Source organism: Blastopirellula retiformator (assembly GCF_007859755.1).
Classification (GTDB): domain Bacteria; phylum Planctomycetota; class Planctomycetia; order Pirellulales; family Pirellulaceae; genus Blastopirellula; species Blastopirellula retiformator.
Genome location: NZ_SJPF01000005.1, coordinates 328,739 through 348,186, shown reverse-complemented (window position 1 = coordinate 348,186; position 19,448 = coordinate 328,739). Strand labels below are relative to the sequence as shown.

Sequence of the window (19,448 nt, the reverse complement as noted above, 5' to 3'; positions counted from 1 at the left end):
GAGACGAAGCGAACGCTAGACAGCCACACTTGGCGCGACTAGGCCGACTTGCGCACAACGCCTAGCGTACGCCCCGATAGTTGGGAGATCCGCTGCAGGTCGTGGTCGACCATCATTTCGGTCAGCTGTTGGAAGGAAACCTTCGGCTCCCAGTCGAGTTCGGCCTTTACCCGGGCTGGATCGGCGAGCAACAGGTCGACCTCGGCGGGACGATAAAATTTCGGATCGATGACGACGTGGTTTTCCCAGTTCAAGCCGACCCGATCAAACGCGATCTCGACGAACTCGCGAACGCTATGGGTCTCGCCGGTTCCGACGACGTAATCAATCGGAGCGTCTTGCTGCAGCATCAACCACATCGCTTCGACATAGTCGCCGGCGAAACCCCAGTCTCGTTTGGCGTCGAGATTGCCCAGGCGAAGCTCATCGGCCAGGCCCATTTTGATCTTGGCGACGCCGTCGGTGATCTTGCGGGTCACGAACTCAAGCCCGCGACGGGGCGACTCGTGATTGAACAAGATTCCCGAGCAAGCGTACATGTCGTAGCTTTCTCGGTAGTTGGACGTCATGTAATGTCCGTAGACCTTGGCGACGCCATACGGGCTGCGCGGATGGAACGGCGTCGATTCGCGCTGCGGCGTTTCGTGCACCATGCCAAACATCTCGCTGCTGCTGGCTTGATAGAAGCGGATCGACTTGTCAACCGTCCGAATCGCTTCCAGAATTCGCGTCACGCCCAAACCGGTCACATCGCCAGTCAAGATCGGCTGACCCCAGCTGCTGCCGACAAAGCTTTGGGCGGCCAGATTGTAAACTTCCTGCGGAGCGACCGAGCGAACGAGATGCTCCAGCGACGATTGATCGATCAAATCGGCGGGGTGCACCGTAATTTGATCCAGCAGATGTTCGATTCGCTCAAACGAGTTGGTGCTAGCACGCCGGAAGCAACCGTGAACCTCGTATCCCTTCTCAAGCAGGAATTCGGCCAGATAGGATCCATCCTGTCCGGTGATTCCTGTAATCAGCGCGGTTTTAGGCATCGAATTGTCTCGTTTCGTCCTTGAAATTTCGGGAGGTTTCCCCCTTGAGTCGATCCTTGAAGAGCGGAAGAATAGCCAAATGTACCGGCCAGGCCAATGCCAAATGGACTTCAAAAAGTAAAGAGTGATTTGGTTGACGGCGGCGGCGAATCCGACGGGGCGAATCTCGGGCCTGCGCTCCCCAGTGGAGCGACTTCGGGAATGCATCGCTTCGGCAATTGGCATTTCAAGCAAATTATCGCACTGCTATTATGCCGCGAGCTTGCGTAGGCGCCTCGTTTCGCGCCGAACGTCGACAATACGATCAGGTAGATTCCCGATGAGCTCTCCAATCCGCAGACTATTGATCGACGTCACCCAGACCGCCAAGGGAGACGTCAATCATGGCATTCAGCGCGTCGTGCGTAATATCGCCAAACATGCACTCGCCTACGGAGAATCTCATGCCCTGCAGTGCGTGCCGGTGATGTTTGAGAACGGCCAGTTTGTCGAAGTCGACGAGGCCTGTATCGGGCGGGGGTTTCGCAAGACCCATCCCGACGTTCTGCGTCGCCGCAAAAAACTGTTACGGAAATTCGTGCCGCAATCGGCGGTCGGTCTGGAGCAAGCGTTCGTCCGCGCCCGCAAACTACTTTATCCCCGCACCATCGCCCGGGCGATCGAACGTTTCTTCGCCCGCAATGACGAGCCGCGCAAGCCCGCCAATCCCGGCGCCGGCGACGTGTTGTTGTTGCTCGACGCGTGGTGGGATATCCCGATGTATGATGCGCTCTCCGCGGCGAGACGCGATGGCGCGGTAGTCGGCACGATGATCCAGGACTTGATCCCGGTCCATCATCCCGAGCTATGCCACGACAAGTTCGCCCCTTCGTTCCAGCGGTGGATCAAGCGAGCGATTTGCTCCGTCGACTTCATCCTCGGCAACTCGCAAACGACCCGCAACGACCTGTGGGACTTCATCGCCAAAGAAAACGCCCCACTCGCTGATTGGCAAGTTCGCCCGGTACGCCTGGGCTGCGATCTCGAATCGCACGCGACGGTCGACGGCGAGCAAATCGCGCCCCGCGTTCGCCAACACTTCGTCGACCGCGACACCGCCCCGTACTTGATGGTCTCGACCATCGAAGTCCGCAAGAACCACAAATTGCTGCTCGACGCCTTTGATCAGCTCTGGGCCTCGGGCAGCGAAGCCTCGGTCGCGCTCGTAGGGCGAATCGGCTGGAAGTGCAACGATCTGTTGAAACGGATCAAACAACATCCGCAGTATGGTCACCGGCTGCTGCTGTTGACCGATATCGGCGACGCCGAGCTGGCCTACATCTATCAAAATAGCAAGGCGTTTATATTCCCCTCGCTGGCCGAGGGCTTTGGCCTGCCGATCGCCGAAGCGCTGCACCATGGCCTGCACGTGTTCGCCAGCGATCTAAAAATTCACCAGGAAGTGGGCGGCCCCCATTGCAACTACTTTTCGCCGCACCAGCCGGAAGAGTTGGCCGAATTGATTCGCAACTTTGAAGCGGAACAAGGCTGGCGAATCCCGATCGAGGCGCCTCCGGTCAACCATCCCTGGTCGCTGACCTTTGAGAAGATTGTGCGAGAGTGCGAGACGATTTCGCAGCGGCTGGGCGAATCGACCGCCAAGCAAAGTCAAGCGGCATAGCAGGCGACCTTCTTGCCGCCTGCACCGCGTTTGCCCCCACCACTTGATGGAATCCGACAATGCCAATTCCCTAACGCGATGTTTTCCTCTTGCTCTGAAAACACCGCAGCCTTAACTTTTTGCGATCAACGACGCGGACCAGTCGCACTTTCGGCGACTTCGCGAACGGACTCCGAACTCGAATATGCGATATTTAAACAAAGCAATCTGGCTGGCCTGGCGCGACTACAAGTGGTCCATCGTCCTCTCCATCATCAGCTCGCTGCTGGTCGGCGTTCTGTGGGGCGCCAACGTCGGCGCGGTCTACCCATTCGCCGAAGTGATCTTCAAAGGACAGAACCTGCAGCAGTGGATCGATCGCGAAACGGAAGCGTGCGAGACCGCGATCCGCGAAGGGGAAGCCGAAGTGGCGGCCCTGGTCGCCGCCAATGCCGATGACGCCGATGTCGCCTCGAAACGGCAAGAGATCGAAGGATGGCAAGGCCGCCTGAAAAGCGTCAACAAAACCCGTCCCTGGATTGAAAACTACGCGCCGACCAGCCCGTTCAACACGCTGCTATGCATCGTAGCGTTCTTGTTAGTTGGTACGGCGCTGAAGTGCCTGTTCCTGGCGATCAGCACCACCTTGATGGCCCGGGCGGCGTTCCGCACGTCAAAGTCGCTGCAGCGACAGTTCTTCGCCAAGATGCTAGAGCTGCGACTGGGCAAGGTTCCCCAAGGGGAAACCGGCGACTCGGCGACCCGCGTTGGCGGCGATATCAACTCGATTGGCAACGCCATTTCGATCCTGCTCGGCAAATCGCTACGTGAACCGGCGAAGATGATCGCCTGCGTCGCGCTGGCCGCCTATATCAACTGGCGTCTCTTGCTCCTGTCGCTGCTGGTCTGCCCGATCGCCGCGTACTTGCTGATGACGCTCGCCAAATCGATCAAGCGCACCAGCGTCCGCGTGCTGGAGGCCAACGGCCGGGTGATCAGCTTCTTCCTGCAAATCCACAACGGCTACCAGGTCGTCAAAGCGTTTGGCAATGAAGAGCTGGAAAACGAGCGGTTTTATCGCAAGACGGAAGAGGTTCTCCGCCAACAAATGAAGCTGGAAGTCTACGGATCGCTGATTCGATCGAACAACGAATTGCTGGGCATCGGCATGGTTTGCTTGTCGCTGATCGCCGGCGGTTACTTGGTTTTGAACCAGGCGACCCACATCTTCGGCATTCGACTGGCCGACAAAGCGATGGACTTTGGCGGCATCATGACTTTCTACGCTTCGCTGATCGCCGCCGCCGACCCGATTCGCAAGCTAGGGGACGTGTTCGGTTCAATCCAAGCGGGCATCGCCGGTTCGGAGCGAGTTTTCTCCATTCTCGCCGCCGAACCAGCCATCAAGGACCCCGAAAACCCAGTCCCGCTGCACGATGGGGACATCCACTTCAACAACGTCTCGTTTCGGTATAACGAAAACGTGACCGTCCTCGAAAACCTGGACCTGACCATTCGCCAAGGCGAAAAAGTGGCGATCGTCGGCCCCAACGGCTGCGGCAAGAGCACGCTGATCAATCTGCTGCTCCGCTTTTACGATCCCGATGAAGGAGCTGTGACGATTGGCGGCACCAACATCCGCGACGCCAAACAGCACGATCTGCGGCGACGAATCGGCCTGGTTAACCAGAACACAGTCCTGTTTAACGACTCGATCGAAGAGAACATCCGCTATGGTCGGCTGACCGCCACCGACGAAGAAGTCGCCGCCGCCGGCAAACTGGCGGAAGTCGACGCCTTCGTCCACACGCATACGACGCATGGCTACAAATCGGCGTGCGGCGAGCTCGGCTCGGCACTTTCCGGCGGCCAGCGCCAGCGGATCGCGATCGCCCGGGCGCTGCTGAAGAACCCTGACATCTTCATCTTCGACGAGGCGACCAGTCAGATCGACCTGGAGAGCGAACGCCAGATTCACGCCGCTTTTGAGCGATGTGTCGGCGACAGCACAGCAATCTTGATCACCCACCGCCCCGCCGCGCTGGAACTTGCCGATCGCATCATCGTCATGAACGCCGGCCAGGTCGAAGCGATCGGCAGTCACGAAGAACTGCTGAAACGAAGCCGCACCTACCACGAACTATACCGCGAAGAGGTGATACAAGACCGCCAAGCGGCGTAGCGTTTGGGCCCTTCGCGCCATGGCGGTTTCCCGCACGGCGTCAGACGCGGAACCGTCAAAGTACGCAACGCGTATCTGCCGTAAAAACTAGGGAAATTGGCCCCTTTTCCCGGCTTGGCGGAAGCGAAAACTGCTATTGTGACCCGCCAAAACATTGGTCTAAACTGCCCGCTGATCGATCGCCAAAGAAGGAACTTTAACCAAAGATGCCAGGAGGGCACTCTGTGGGACTCAAGCGATTTGCAAAGCGGCTGGGACGGTCTATTGCCAAACGATTGCCGGCAACATCGTCTCCTCCGGCGGAAAAGGCCAAACCTGCCAAAGTAAAGCCGGTCGCTGCGGGCAACCGGAACGTTCCAGATCACGTTCCCTTCATCGTTCCCGAAGCGAAGCTCTCCGACATTTTCGCCGGCGCCGATCAAGCCGAAGTGGTCATGCTGCCTCGGCTGATTCGTTCGCATCGCTGGGCGATGCCGGAACACGAATTGCTGACCTTGGGCGGTCTGATCAAGATGTTGCAGCCGAAGATGATCGTCGAGTTTGGGACGTTCATGGGCGGCTCAACGCTGACGATGGCGGCGAACATGCCCGCCGATGGCCGGATCGTGACGATCGACTTGGATCCCGGCGTGCGTACGACGCATGTGCACGGCCAAGGAGTCGGGCTCTCCAATTTCGACGTCGGTTGCCTCTTCCAGGGCACTCGCTACGAGAGCCAGATCGAACAACGCTTCGCCAACACTATCGAGTTCACCGACCACGACCTGCTGAAGTCGGCTGATCTGGTCTTTGTCGACGCCGACCATACCTACGAATTTGTCAAACGCGACACCCAAACTGCACTCACGTTCGTCAAGCCGGGCGCAGCGTTGCTATGGCACGACTACACCTGGGAACCGGACGCCAAAGAATGCGTGGGCGTCACCCAAACTGTCAATGAGTTCTGGGAGGAGCATGGTGGGTGCCGACAGATTGCCGGCACGCGTTTCGCCGTTCATCTGCCGCAATTGGTCGACGCCGCCGAAAAAGCGGCCGCTTGACGTCCTACGCGACAAATATCTTTCCGGCTAAGAGAATCTGAGTATGAATCGTAAAGCGATAGTCACGGTCGTTACCCGCAATTATCTGCACTTCGCCTTGGCGCTGGCCGATTCGGCTCGGCGTCATCATGACGACGTCGACATCTACGTCTGTTTGGCGGATCGCCCGCCGGTCGATTTGGCGAGCCTGAACGAAGACGTCACGTTCTTCTTCGCGGACGAACTGGAGATCCCGCAATGGCGGCGATTCTGTTTTCAGTACACGCCGTTTGAATTGTCGTGTTCACTGAAGCCGTTCGCCGTCCAGCATGTGCTCGCCAAAGGCTACGAGGAAGTCATTTATCTTGACTCTGACATGCGAATCTACGGCCGCCTGGACGAAGTCTTCGCCGCCCTGTCGCAACACTCGATCGTGCTGACTCCGCATTTGCTCAAGCCATTCCCAGAAGACGACAAGCTGCCGGGCGAAAAACTGTTTCTGATGGCCGGCACCTACAACGGCGGCTTCTTCGCGGTTCGCAATGATGACAACTCCAACCAGTTTATCGCCTGGTGGCGGGCCCGCATGATGTCGGACGGTCACAAAGACCTGACCGGTTCGATCTTCACCGATCAAAAGTGGCTAAGCCTGGTGCCGGGGCTGTTCGACAACGTCATGTTGCTCCGCAACCCTGGCTACAACACGGGACATTGGACATTTCCGCAATTTGCGTTGACCACAGATTCAGACGGTCAACCGCTGATTGGCGGACGCCCGATCGTGTTGTTCCATTTCAGCAACTTCAATCCAAGCACGCCGGAAGAGTTCAACCGCTGCCAGACTCGATTCACGCTCGATTCGTTGCCGCCGCTGATTCCGATGGTGGCGGAATATCACGCCGTGGTGGCGGCAAAAAATGAGCTGCAGTGCGACGACTGGGGCTGTGCGTTCACGCAAGTCAACGACGGCTCGCAGATTCACCCTGGCTGGCGCGAGGCAATTCGCCGCAACGATCCATTTTTCGAGGGCGTCGAAGACCCGTTCGACGTTCAGTCGGATCCCCAGATCCTGGCGAAGTTCCGTGCGATCGAGGGCAATTCGCATAAATGGCGAAACGACTGGCGGCTCAACCCCGCGCTCGTCTTCCCGACTCCCAGCTCTCGCCCGATGAAACATCGTTTCAAGAGCTTCCTGCACAAGATAGGCCTGAGAAAGAAGGTCGCTTAAGTCGACGCTTAGGCCGCCGATCCGTTCATCTCCCTAACCGCTTTTGGTGATCGAGGATTTTGACATGACACAACTCCCCCCCGTTCGCGTGTTCATCGGTTCCGGCGAAGCGAGCTGCCTGGAGCGCAAGACGCTGATACACTCGCTCCGCAAGACTTGCTCGCGTGAGCTCGACATCTACGTCTTCAACGGTACGCACAACTCGATTGAGCGCAATGACGAAGAGCCGGTTCTGGCCAACTTGCCCCTCTGGATCAAGTACCAGAACTTCACCGAATTCAGCAACTACCGATTCTTGATTCCGGAAATCTGCGGGCACGAAGGTCGTGCGATCTTCCTCGATTCCGACATGGTCTGCCTGTCCGACATCGCCGAGTTCTTCGATCAGCCGATGAACGGGCACGACATGCTGGCCAAAGCGGAAGCCTACCAAGGCGAATCGTGCTGGGGCATGAGCCAAATCCTGTTCGACTGCTCGAAGTGCCGCTTCGACGTCGAGCAAATCTTCCGAGAAATGGAAGCGGGCGAATTCGCCAACATCGACTTCCACCAGATGCGTCCGCCATTTCTCGCCAAGCATCCCTACAGCCTGGGCGCGTACGACTCGAACTGGAACGTCTTCGACAAGTGCGACGAAAACACCAAGCTGATCCACTATACCAATCTGGGTACTCAGCCCTGGAAGTTCCCAGGACACCCGCACGAGCAGCTCTGGTTCGATCACTTCCAGGAAGCTCGCGAGTCTGGCCTGATCACGCAATTCGATCTCAAGAAGACGTTGTCGCGGGCCTATTGCCGCCAAGACATCTTGAACCCCAGCGCCTACACCATCCCGATGCATGGCCAAGGGAAAAAGAAGAACATCCTGAAGCGTCTGGAACGCAAGATCAAGAAGCTGTGGCGCGGTGAGAAAAAGGCGGCCTAACCGGCCGACGGCCGCTTGGTCGCGACAATAAAGGGCAAGCCAGTGCAAATCACAGGATCAACTTCGGAGCGAACCACGCGAGTGGTCATATGCACCGGCGCGGTGCAGCTAGCATCAGCGATCGCCGCCATGTGGTCGACCAGCGGTCGTTCCGAGCGCAATCGAACCTGCGAGAATCATCTGCTGATTCATGATCTCGCCGCCCCCGCCGAGCAGCGCGAAGAGTTCGCCGCCTGCATTCGGACTCTCGCCGAACAGGTGGAGAAGTGGAAGTCGATTCAATACGTTCAGCCTCCGACCGTTCCCGAGTTTCAAGCCGCAATGCGCAGGCCTAGCGTCCCTAGCATGCAGGCTTTGGCCGATATCTTTGACATCCATGCTTGTGACGAACTTTACGTGGGTCAAGTGGAGAAGCCGTTCTCCGTTGCGATGCGCTGCCTATTGTCGGGGTCTCGGCAGATTTCGTATGGCGATGGAATCGCATTAAATTTCTCCAATATCTATTACAACCCGCGTGAGTTTCACAAGGGAAAGCTGCGTCGCTACGGCAAACGAGCGATAGCACAATTGAAAGTGCAGTGGAAACGCCTGCGAGGTCGTCCGTTCACCCCGATCTATGCGCCGCCGAAGCCCGACGAATATCGCCTTCTCCTGAAGAACATGTTCGACCAACGGCTCTCCGATGTGGGTTCGCTCGATCCGGAGTTGTTCGTTGAGCTGTTCAATTCGTTCGCAACGCACCTTCCCGACCAGGCGCCGGTCGCCGACGAACAGCTGCGCGAACTTGAGCAACATGCCGGCTCGAACGTAGCTCTCCTCACGTCCAACTTCGCCGAGACGGGACGCACCAGCCTTGACGGAGAGGTCGACGGCTACCTCCAGTTACTTGACCAGCTGCCGCAGGGAGACGGCGTCGCGTTGATCATCAAGCCGCATCCGCGCGACTCGTACGAGAAGATCGATCGCATCAAGGCGGCCGCGTCCGCTCGCTATGAGCGGACCATTTGCTTGAACGATCCCTGGACGTTTTACCTCCCGTTCGAATCGTTGTACGCGAAGTACCTCGCCGCTTCGCAGCGTCCGACCTATGTCGCCTCAGTAAGCAGCGCGTGCATCTCGCTAGAGTTGCTATACGGCCAAGAGTGCCTGCTGGGGTTCGGCGAAAACTTTGTCGAGCGTGAGTTCGTTCCGCTCTGGGCGCCGCTTCGGCAAGTTCACGAAGCCGATCTGCAGAGAATCGTACGGTCCATTCGCAAACAGAATTCAATCCGTCCCCGTCAGGCGGCGTAATCGCCTCCGCGGACGTTCTTAAAGTGAGTTGGAAATGAACTTGATCGACAAGATTCGCCGCAAGATCGCCAGAGCTCATTGGCTGCAACCGTTGATTTCCCGAACCAAGGGGCGCGTCTGCTTTTTCATTCCCGACAAAAGCAAGGGTTGGATCTTGGAAGCGGCGTGTCGCGAGATCGCCCAGCGACTGGAATCTCCTTACATTTTCTGCGGCGACTACAAGGGAATGCCGCTCGCCAGCGCCTACTTCTTTTGTCACTACCATTTCTACAAGTCGGCGCTCCAAATCAATCCGTGGCTGCGAGAGAAGAACGCGATCGTCTGGTTTACGCATCCCAAGGAAGAAGACCTGGGGGGCCAAGAGACGATTGACGTGCTGAATACGGCGAAGGTCGTCACCATGTGCTCGAAGTGGAGACGGTACCTAGTCGACCTGGGAGTCGAGGAGCATCGCATCTCCACGATCGTTGGGGCGGCCGACCTCAACTTCTTTTCGCCGCACCAGCGTGGCGGTGGAAAGATTGGCTTCTGTACCGCCTACTACGAACGAAAAAACCCGGATCGGATCTTTGAGATCGTCCGCCGCATGCCCGACCAAGAGTTCATTCTTATGGGTCGCAACTGGCAAGACTACCCGCGGTTCAACGAGTTGTTCGGGCTCGGCAACCTCGAGTATCGCCAGGCGAAGTACGCTCAATATCCGGACTACTACGCCGAACTGGACGTCTTCGTCTCCGCTTCTCAGTTGGAAGGGGGCCCGATTCCGCTGCTTGAGTCGATGATGAGCAACGTCGTACCGGTGGCCAGCGATACCGGCTTCGCACCAGACGTCATCCAGCATGGCGAGAACGGCTTCCTCTATCCGGCTGACGAGACCGACCCTGACGTCATCGTCGACCTGATTCGCCGAGCCAAGACGCTGACCGCGGATGTGCGTCAAAGCGTGCTGCCGTACACATGGGATGAGTACGCATGTAGTCATGAACAATTGTTTAAAGCGGCCTAGCGCGGCGACGATCGAAACGTGGCGGACTCGCTGGCCGGCGAAGTTCTCACCTCCCATCGCTCCCTAAATCCATTTATCCATCGCAAGAGAGTCATCCTATGTTATTTCCCGTACTACACAAACTAGCGTCGCTGATGGGCTACGAGCTGACGAAGCGGCGCCGTAGCCAGCTGCGAGCGCCCATTCCACCGGGCTCAAAGCTCTACGTCGGCTGCGGCGAAGATCGGCGGGAAGGCTATTGTTACAGCGACATTCGCCCGTTGCCTCACGTACAACTCGCCTGCAAAGCCTGGGAAGTCTCGCAGTTCTGCCAAGGCCTAGGAGAGATCTACAGCCGGCACATGCTTGAGCATCTGACGTTGGGCGAAGTCAAGCTGGCGCTGCAGGATTGGCACAAGGCTTTGGCGGAAGGTGGGCAAGTTCGGATCGAAGTCCCCAATTTGGCCTTTGTGATCGCCCAATGGCAACAAGCCGAGTGGACCGGCGAACCGTTCGCTGATCGATACTCGGACGCCTGCTGGGGCTTTGCCGGACTGTTTGGCTGGCAACGCGAATGCGATCCGACGGCGCCCGACTACAACCAAAGCTATTGGGACGTCCACAAGTCCGGCTTCACTGGCGAGTCGATGCGTTACTTTCTGACGCAGGCAGGTTTCGAGGATATCGAAATTCAATTCGACCGGTTCACCGACAAACAGATCGCCCGTCGCAAGATTCATCCCAATGCTAGCGACGACTGCCACTTGATCGCCACCGCGCGGAAACGCCAGGGAGCGCTCGAAGCCACCAACCGACACAACCAAAGCGTCGCCTCCGCCGCCTAGCTGTTGGCCGCGCCCGAGTCGATGGAGAATCCGCCCCCAACAACGCTTATCCAGGAAACTTACAATGTCTGAACGGCAAATGGCGACCACGATGGAAGAAGTTCGCGCCGACCATCGCCTCCGTTACGAACTAGCGATTGAAGAGCTAAAACGGCGCGGTAAGACCGGCACGGTTATCGACGCCGGCTGTGGGGTTGGCTATGGCTCGTGGATGCTATCACAAGCGGTCGACAACGTGATCTCGATCGAGATCAACGAAGAGGCGCATGACATCTATCGCAAGCATTGGCAGCGTCCCAACATCACGTTCCACAACGCCGATCTGCTCTCATTTGAGCCGAAAGAGCGGGTAGATGCGGTAGTTTGCTTCGAATTCATAGAACACGTTGAGTTTTACGACGCCGCCATTAAGAAGTTTTCGGAGTGGAGTGAATTTCTCATAATCTCTACGCCGAATGAGGAGGTAAGACCACATTTGCAAGAGCCGGTCAATCCGTTTCACTTTCGTCACTTTCGCCCCACTGAATTAAGTGACGCCCTCGGTAAGCATCGCTTGCACGTCGAAAGCTGGCAGTGCCAGCGAAGCGGCGCGAAGCCGGAAATTCACGCGGGCACCGCCGGCAAGTTTATTATTGCGATCTGCCAGCGAGCTGCTGCTTAGGCAAGCGCCGCGTTGCGGCATGAGAATTCGGAGCGTGAAGAAATGCAGACCTTCGGACTATTCGTACCTAAAGAACCGGCGATGCACATCGATGCTATGTTCGCCTTCGCCGAAGGTTTGCACCGACGCGACATTCCCTTCGTCATGTATCCGCTGGAAAAGGAGTATCGCCCGTGCGACGTCGCCGTCACCTTTGGCATTGAAAAACGTCGCACTGGTCGCGGCCGCATGGTGGGCGAAATCATCGCGGCCCACAGCGTCGCTACCGCTCATTACACGCGGGAGCTGCGCAAGAAGTGCCATCTGGTCATCGAACGGGGATTCATCCATCGCGATCGCTACTTCATGATTGGCTGGGGCGGCTTGAACGGCCGGGCGAAGTACCTCAATCGATTTAGCCCAGCAAACCGCTGGAACCAGCTTGAAGTTCCGGTCGCGCCGTGGCGGGCTGATGGCGAGCACATCGTACTCTGCGGCCAGGTTCCCTGGGACGCGTCGGTTCAGCACGTCGATCATGTCCAGTGGTGCCGTGAAACCGCCAAGACCCTTCGCCAGCTGACGTCGCGGCCAATCATATTTCGCCCCCATCCGCTTGCCAAAGATGCGGTCGACATGCAAGGGACCGGTGTCGACGTCATTCTCTCTCAGGCCGACAGCCTGCAAGAGGACATGAAAAACGCGTGGGCAGTCGTCACGTTCAGTTCTAACGCCGGCGTTGAGGCGACGCTGGCCGGCATCCCGTCTTTCGTCTGTGACGAAGGCGCCATGGGATATTCGCTGCTGAACAAAGACCTGCGACGCATTGAGTCGCCGCTGAAGCCCGATCGGACGCAATGGCTGTACGACCTGGCCTACACGCAGTGGACGCTGGAAGAAGCGGCGATGGGCGCCCCGATCGCTCACCTGTGGGAACCGCAGCCGATTTCGCGACGTTTCAAGAATGCCGTGTCGATGCTCTGCCGCGGCGGCCAAGGCGTTAAGCTTCGCGCTGCGTGACGTCTGGACTAGTTCGTCGCGCGCGGACCAACAATTGCCGTAACTGCTATCGTTCCCTATACTTGAGTAGGCTGCATCGTCATCGGCGGCCGCTCTTGAGTTTCGATAACCGCATCTTCTGCGAGCAGTTACGCCTATGTGGAAATCTCCCGTTCGTTACGCGCTGGTCGCGTTGATCGTCTGTGCGAATCCCTTTTCTTTCGCTGGGGCCGCCGAGGCGACTTCTAGCGAGACGGCCGCTGACTCGCCCAGTCCCTACGCGGAGATCGACGACGACTATGTTGAGCTGATTACGATGTTTGCCGACGCCTTGGACCAGGTCGATCGGAACTACGTCAAGAAGCTTGATCGGCGGAAGTTGATCGAAGCGGCGATTCGGGGGGTGATTACGGAGCTCGATCCCCATTCGACCTACATCCCCCAGGAAGAACTAGCTCGCTTCCGCACCAACATCGATCAGCAGTTTGGCGGCATCGGCATTCAGATCGACGCCCGGGATGGACAGCTGATTATCGCCAGTCCGCTGGTGGGCGGCCCCGCCTATGACGCTGGCGTCGGCGCCGGCGATCGGATCTTGGAGATCAACGGCGAGAGCACCAAGGGAATGAACCTGGACGCCGCCATCGAACGGCTGAAAGGGGAAGCCGGCGATACCGTTTCGCTGGTGATCTATCACCCGGCCGAGTTCAAGACCGAAACGGTCGAACTGCAGCGCGAGATGATCCAGCTACAGACGGTGCTGGGAGACCAGCGGCTCGAAAACAACGACTGGGATTACATCTACGACCACGACCAGAAGATCGCCTACGTGCGGATCACGATTTTCAGCCGCAATACGGCCGAAGAGCTCGCCACCGTCCTGGAAGAGCTGAAAGCGGACGGCGTACGCGGCCTGATTCTCGACCTGCGTTCGAACCCGGGCGGTCTGCTGAGCGCCGCGATTGAGATCGCCGATCGCTTTATCGACGAAGGCAAAATCGTCAGCGTCGAAGGACGAAACACCCCCAAACGGGAGTGGAGCGCCGTGAAAGACACCACGCTGATTGACGTGCCAGTCGCCGTGCTGGTCGACCATTTTAGCGCCAGCGCCAGCGAGATTGTGTCGGCCTGCCTGCAGGATCACGACCGGGCGGTGGTAATTGGCCAGCGTTCGTGGGGCAAAGGGAGCGTCCAGAACATCATCAATCTGGAAGAAGGCAAAAGCGCGATGAAGTTGACGACGGCCGCCTATCATCGCCCCAGCGGGAAAAACATCCATCGGCTTCCCGATGCGAAAGAAACGGACGAGTGGGGCGTCTCTCCCTCGCCCGGCATGGAGGTTAAGATGTCGCCCAAGCAACTGGCGGCGTTTCAGCGGTATCGCCGAAATCGCGATATGGCGACGCTCGTCCCGCATCCGCCGGCTCCGGAACCGCCGCTGCAAGACGTCGATCCAGTGCTGGCGAAAGGGCTCGAGTATCTTGAGTCGCAACTCGCCGATCCAGCCAAACCCTAACCCCTCCCTGCTACATCCTCCCCTATGAACCTGCTGACCATCGAGTCGACCTGCGACGAAACCGCCGCCGCGATCATCAACGAGAACCTGGAGCCGCTGGCGAGCGTCGTCGCCTCGCAAGAGAAGCTGCACGAGCGATTCAACGGCGTCGTGCCGGAGATCGCCGCCAGAGCCCATCTCGAGCGGATCATGCCGGTGATCGACGAAACGCTGGCCAAGGCGCAGCTGAAGTTGGCCGACATCGACGCGGTCGCCGTGGCCCACACGCCTGGTTTGGCAGGTTCGCTGCTGGTTGGCGTCTCGGTCGCCAAGACGCTCGCCTGGTCGCTGGGCGTGCCGCTGGTCGGGGTCAATCATCTGCACGGGCACATCTACGCCTGCCGGTTGGCGGCGGGACGCGACATCTTTCCGTGCGTGGGGCTGATCGTCAGCGGCGGGCATTCCAGCTTGTACGACTGCCTGGGGCCGTCGGAATTTGTCCCGCTGGGCGGGACAATCGACGACGCCGCCGGCGAGGCGTTCGACAAAGTGGCGTCGATGCTCGGATTGCCCTACCCGGGCGGTCCGTCGATCTCGAAGTGCGCGGCCGATGGCGATCCGCAGGGGATCCCGTTTCCGCGGCCATTTCTGCAAGATCAGAGCCGGCTCGACTTTAGCTTTAGCGGCCTGAAGACGGCGGTTCGGTACGAGATCGCCGGACCGGGAAGGCCTGACTTTTCGGCGGTCGAGATCTCCGACCAGCGCCGGGCCGACATCGCGGCCAGCTTCGAGCAAGCGGTCGTCGACTGCCTGGTCGGCAAGGCGGAATTGGCGGTGCGTAAATCAGGCCGCGGTCGGCTTTGCGTCGGCGGGGGCGTCGCCGCCAATCGCAAGCTGCGCACGGCACTCGAAGAGCTGGCTGCACGCAATCAGATCGAATTGATCATCGCCCCGTTTTCGCTCTGCACCGACAACGCGGTAATGGGGGCGATCGCTTGGGAAAAAATAAAAGCCGGGAGCTACGACGATCTTTCGCTCGACGCAACTCCCGGCTTAATTCGGGAAAACGTTAACAACGCTTAGAGCGGTTTTCTTCCATCTTTAGCGTTCTGGCTGGTTGCGGCCGCGCTGGTCGGCGTTGACCTGCATCGACGAATCTTGAGGATTCGCCTGCTTCGGCCACCTTGACCAGCTTGCCTCACCAACGCCAGAAACGCTACTGCTATCAGAAAAACGCTCTAGTTGGCAGCGTCGTCATCGTCCGCGGTTCCGCCGCTGGTACCGTCTTCAATCGTATTGAAGTCGCCGTTACCGATGTTGAAGGTCGTCACGTTACCGATCTGCGTGAAGCTCGGGAAACCGGTAAAGCGAACGTAGCGGCGGTCGGCCGAGATGACGGCAAACGCCTGGAACTGAACGCCTTCGGGCAACACGGTGATTTCCGGGCGGAAACCGACGGCGCTGCGATTGCGAATGAACGGCCGGTTATTGGCCATTTCCTGACGGGCGGTCTGATACGATTCACTGGTGTACGAATCGGAGTAGTTGTTCAGCGCCTGAGCCAGAACCGCACGTCCCATTTCGACATGGGCCTTGGCGGCGACCTGAACCTGGTTTTCTTCCAGGTTGTCGGTACGACGCCCTTCGTTCAGGGTGAAGTTAACGATCGCGGCCGAATCGCCCAGCGGAATCTGACGACGAACGTGTTGTTGCTGCTTGGCGCCGTACGAGGTGTAGACGTCGACGGTCACTTTGCCGGCGGTCACTTCGCCCCAGATACGGCGGACCAGCAACTTGTATTCGCCCGGGAAACCAACGGGGCAAACGTAGGTTTCCGAGAAACCCTGATCGTCCTGCTGGTTGAGCGAAGAAGCGGTGTCGCCCAACAGGACGCCGCCGCCGACGGTGCGCGGATTACGGAGCGAGCAAACCGAACCGGTCGGCTCTTCCACCGCGATGTCGAGATCGGCGTCGCCGGTCCAGGTGACGTTGACGATGCAGTCGCGAATCAGCGCTTCGTTCAAAGCCTTGCTGAACTCTTTCGCTTCGTCGATGCGACCTTCTTTTTGCAGACGTCCCAAGGCGGCTTTGGCCGAGAGGAACGCATCGGTTTTGATTTTGACGCTTTCGGTCGGCCAGGCTTGCTTTAGCGCTCCGACGCAGGCCCATTGGATGCCGTCGAAGTCATCCAGTCTCTTGGCGGCCGCCAACCCCAACGCATACGGTTCGGGTCGGAGCGGCTCAATCTTCGCCACTTCCTGAAAGAGCTTCAGGGCTCGCTCATCCAGTCCAACGCGGGTCATGTAGATCGCGACGTACAGCATGTGCTCGGGACCGGAGGTGAAGTCGATCGCCGACATCAGGCTCCGTTCAATCTCTTCTTTCGGAGCGTGATTCAGCTGCATCGCCATGCCCAGCGCCTCGTACATCCACGGCTGCGGTTGGCCATGACGTAGGAAAGCCTGGATCAACGCGGTCACCTGATCGTATTGCTTCGAGTTCATCATGCGACGAACTTCGCTGCGGACGTCGGAGGCCGGAATATCGGCGCCCGCATCCAGCAAACGCTCCCAAGCGTCAGCGCGAGTTTCGCCTTCGCGAACTTCCAGCTTCAGTTCGGCCTTCGGCTGCGGGGCAACCGCCGGCTGAGCTTCGATTTGGATTTCGGCTTGCTTTTCTTCGACGGTCGGGCCGAGTTTCAGGACCGACTTGTCGTCATCGACGGCAAAGAAACCGCCGCCGCCGCCACCTTGGCCGCCGCCGAATCCACCGCCACCGCCGCCAAACCCGCCGCCACCTTGGCCGCCGCCGAAGGCGCCGTTCTGGCCGCCGCCGACTTGCGAGCCAAAGCCGCCGCCGCCCGAGGGAATCGGCATGACGAGGTCCGCCACCGGATACACCTTGGTAACCAGTTCCGATTCAGCATCTTCCGGCGTGGTGATTTCCAACACTTCGTTGGCGACCACGTAAGTCAGTTCCAGTTCTTTCAGCAGCAGGCGAAGCGCCGAGCGAAGGCTGATCCCTTCCAGGTTCCGGGTAACCGGCACGTCCGGCGAAAGACCAACGTCTTCCAGAGCGCGGTTGTTCAACTGGATTTCGATGCCGTGCAGGGTCTTCAGGTATTCGACCACTTCGACCAGCGGCGTGTCGATAAAGGCGATCTTGGTCGGCTCGTTGAGCTGCTCGAAGATCTTCTTTTCGGCTTCGCCGGTCGTCGCCAAGTCGACCGAAGCGTACTTCTTACGACGGCGGGTGATGTCTTCCCAGAACTCGCGATCGGGGTAGATGATCGGCGGTTCATCCGGGAACGGCACGTGCGACTCTTCGACCAACCAGAGCGTATCGATCACGCCCTTGTAGCGAAGTTCGCGAATGCGTTCGATGTTGTAGAAGTTGCCAACCAGCTCGGCGTTGTAGACGGCGGCGTGGGTGGCCAGGTTGCCCGGATCGATTTCACGAGCCGCGAAGGCCGCTTCTTCGGCTTCAACGTACTTGTTTTCGTCCATCAGGGCGTTGAACATTTCCATGATGCTGCGGACGCGTTCTTGATCGCGAAGGAGCGTCTCGGTGATCCGGATCCGTTCGGCGGCGATCGCCGCGTTCTCGTCCCGTTCCAGACGTTCCGATTCGACCTGAACCGCTCGGCGATCGGCCATCTGGATGGCCGAGACGATGCGGTTTCGCAGGTTGCGGCGGACGTCGGCCTGCAGTTCCGGAGCGCGATCGACGCTCTCCAGCAACAGCTTCAGCGAGTCTTTGACCATCTCCGGCTGCACGCCCATTTGTTCGCGAGCGTTGGAGAGGGCGTTTTCGACTTCAATCTTGATCACTTCGGCCTGGCGAATCTGCTGACGCTGGACTTCGTTCAGGAAGTTTCCTTCGTCGGCGGCCAGATCGGCGCCCGGCTGAGCCTGAGCGTTGACCATCCGCAGCGAGTCGTCGTCGCCAATCTGCGCGACGGCCGCTTTCTTGACGAGCGCGGCTTGCGGGTTGTTCGGGTCACGCTGCAGCGCGGCGTCGGCCAATCGTTGGGCGCCCAGAGCGTCGCCGGTGGCCAAGGCTTGTCCGCTCATCTGCGAGAAGGTGTCGGCCGCAGCCAACAAGACGCGGGCCGTTTCCCGCAGACCAACCGAACCGACGGTCGGCATGCTCATGCCGCCATCTTTCTCGGCCAACTTGATCAGTTCAGGCAGGTAGGCCTGATCGTCCGAGGCTTCCGGCTTGGCCGAGAAGTTCATCTGTACCGACTTGCCGTCGGACATGCCGGTGAACTTGACGGTGACGTCGCCCGCTTCGGCCAATTGACCGACGACGATCGTGTCGCGATCGCCCCGCAGCGGCGGAGTTTGTTTCGGGAAGTGGGCCGTGACGTTCTTCGAGAACTGAACGTCGGTCGGCCAGATGACCGGGGTTTCGGCAGCCGTGGCGATCAACGCGCCAACGTCCGCCGCAGCCGATTGATTGGTGTCGGCGATCACGTCGCCGCCGGTTTGATTCGCCAAGACGGCCAGCAGTTGAATGTCACGTTCCGGACCGATCGCAAACGCGTTGACGGCGGTGCGGGCCTTGGTCAGCGTGCCGACCAGCGACTTTAGTTCGGCGTCTTCCAGCATCCGAGCGCGGCTGGCGCCGTCACCCAGGTAGACGATCGAGCGAGGCGTATCGAGTCCGCCTTCAAATTGAGCGGCCGCTTCGGTCAGCATCGTCGGCAGGTCGGTCGAGCCGAGCGGAGCCCGCTTGGTCAACTTCGCAACCGCCGCATCGGCCGCGGCGCCGGTCGGAGCGACGAAACCGTCGTTCATCGCCACCGCGTGCAGGTCGCCGCCCATCACTTTGACGCGCGTTTCCGGCGACAGCGAGGCCAACAACGCCTTCAAGGTTTTTAGCGAGTCTTCGCGATAGATGCCGGTCTGGCTCGCGGAGGTGTCGACCAGGATGACCACTTCACCCGGCGCTGCTTTGAGCTGTCCGGGGGAGATGCTCATTGCAAAGTAGGTTGGTCCGCCCGTCGCTTCGTACGTGGCCAGCTTCGCTTCTTCGGCCGTGGCCAAGCTAGCGACGCTCGAACCCAACATGATTGCGAGCGATGCGAGGACGCATCGTGCCATGCGCTCACCTTTGGGCATATTCAGACTCCAAAACCGTCGAAAGGATGTGTCGAGGA

The 19,448-nt window shown here is 59.0% G+C and carries 14 protein-coding genes; 12 read left to right on the top strand and 2 right to left on the bottom strand.

All coding sequences use genetic code 11. The features are described 5' to 3' along the window. Positions 1-38 precede the first annotated feature (38 nt). Positions 39-1,040 (bottom strand): GDP-mannose 4,6-dehydratase, encoded by a 1,002-nt coding sequence (gene gmd / locus Enr8_RS21555; protein WP_146435661.1) that lies wholly within the window; start codon positions 1,038-1,040, stop codon positions 39-41. Between the two features lie 319 nt (positions 1,041-1,359). On the opposite strand from gmd, the gene Enr8_RS21550 reads away from it, so the two are divergent. From Enr8_RS21550 to tsaD, 12 genes are all read left to right on the top strand, one after another. Continuing rightward, positions 1,360-2,700, top strand: a complete 1,341-nt coding sequence (locus tag Enr8_RS21550) for a glycosyltransferase family 4 protein (protein ID WP_146435659.1) — start codon at positions 1,360-1,362, stop codon at positions 2,698-2,700. 184 nt (positions 2,701-2,884) lie between these two features. Continuing rightward, on the top strand, positions 2,885-4,861 hold the full coding sequence (locus Enr8_RS21545) for an ABC transporter ATP-binding protein (RefSeq protein ID WP_146435657.1): 1,977 nt from the start codon (positions 2,885-2,887) through the stop codon (positions 4,859-4,861). Positions 4,862-5,085: 224 nt separating this feature from the next. Further along, the gene (locus Enr8_RS21540) at positions 5,086-5,901 is read left to right on the top strand and encodes an O-methyltransferase (protein ID WP_186767785.1); all 816 of its coding nucleotides are present in this window, start codon (positions 5,086-5,088) and stop codon (positions 5,899-5,901) included. Between the two features lie 43 nt (positions 5,902-5,944). Then, positions 5,945-7,108: a hypothetical protein gene (locus Enr8_RS21535; protein WP_146435652.1), complete on the top strand. Its 1,164-nt coding sequence runs from the start codon at positions 5,945-5,947 to the stop codon at positions 7,106-7,108. A gap of 64 nt (positions 7,109-7,172) precedes the next feature. Beyond that, the gene (locus tag Enr8_RS21530) at positions 7,173-8,033 is read left to right on the top strand and encodes a glycosyltransferase family protein (protein WP_146435651.1); all 861 of its coding nucleotides are present in this window, start codon (positions 7,173-7,175) and stop codon (positions 8,031-8,033) included. 102 nt (positions 8,034-8,135) lie between these two features. After that, complete coding sequence (locus Enr8_RS21525; protein WP_146435649.1) at positions 8,136-9,323, top strand: polysialyltransferase family glycosyltransferase; 1,188 nt, start codon at positions 8,136-8,138, stop codon at positions 9,321-9,323. 34 nt (positions 9,324-9,357) lie between these two features. After that, positions 9,358-10,329, top strand: a complete 972-nt coding sequence (locus Enr8_RS21520; protein WP_146435647.1) for a glycosyltransferase family 4 protein — start codon at positions 9,358-9,360, stop codon at positions 10,327-10,329. Positions 10,330-10,427: 98 nt separating this feature from the next. Then, complete coding sequence (locus tag Enr8_RS21515) at positions 10,428-11,153, top strand: class I SAM-dependent methyltransferase (RefSeq protein ID WP_146435645.1); 726 nt, start codon at positions 10,428-10,430, stop codon at positions 11,151-11,153. Positions 11,154-11,217: 64 nt separating this feature from the next. After that, positions 11,218-11,814 carry a class I SAM-dependent methyltransferase gene (locus Enr8_RS21510; protein WP_146435644.1) on the top strand — a complete coding sequence of 199 codons (597 nt, stop codon included), beginning with the start codon at positions 11,218-11,220 and terminating at the stop codon, positions 11,812-11,814. Between the two features lie 81 nt (positions 11,815-11,895). Further along, positions 11,896-12,810 (top strand): hypothetical protein, encoded by a 915-nt coding sequence (locus Enr8_RS21505; RefSeq protein WP_146435642.1) that lies wholly within the window; start codon positions 11,896-11,898, stop codon positions 12,808-12,810. 136 nt (positions 12,811-12,946) lie between these two features. Further along, entirely contained in the window at positions 12,947-14,305 is a 1,359-nt protein-coding gene (locus Enr8_RS21500) for a S41 family peptidase (protein WP_146435640.1), read from the top strand. Positions 14,306-14,329: 24 nt separating this feature from the next. Then, a complete protein-coding gene (gene tsaD / locus Enr8_RS21495) occupies positions 14,330-15,367 on the top strand; it encodes a tRNA (adenosine(37)-N6)-threonylcarbamoyltransferase complex transferase subunit TsaD (protein WP_146435637.1) in 1,038 nt (345 codons plus the stop codon). A 155-nt stretch (positions 15,368-15,522) separates the two neighbouring features. Here the strand turns inward: tsaD and Enr8_RS21490 are convergent, their stop codons facing one another. After that, complete coding sequence (locus Enr8_RS21490) at positions 15,523-19,392, bottom strand: vWA domain-containing protein (protein ID WP_186767784.1); 3,870 nt, start codon at positions 19,390-19,392, stop codon at positions 15,523-15,525. Between the last annotated feature and the right edge of the window lie 56 nt (positions 19,393-19,448).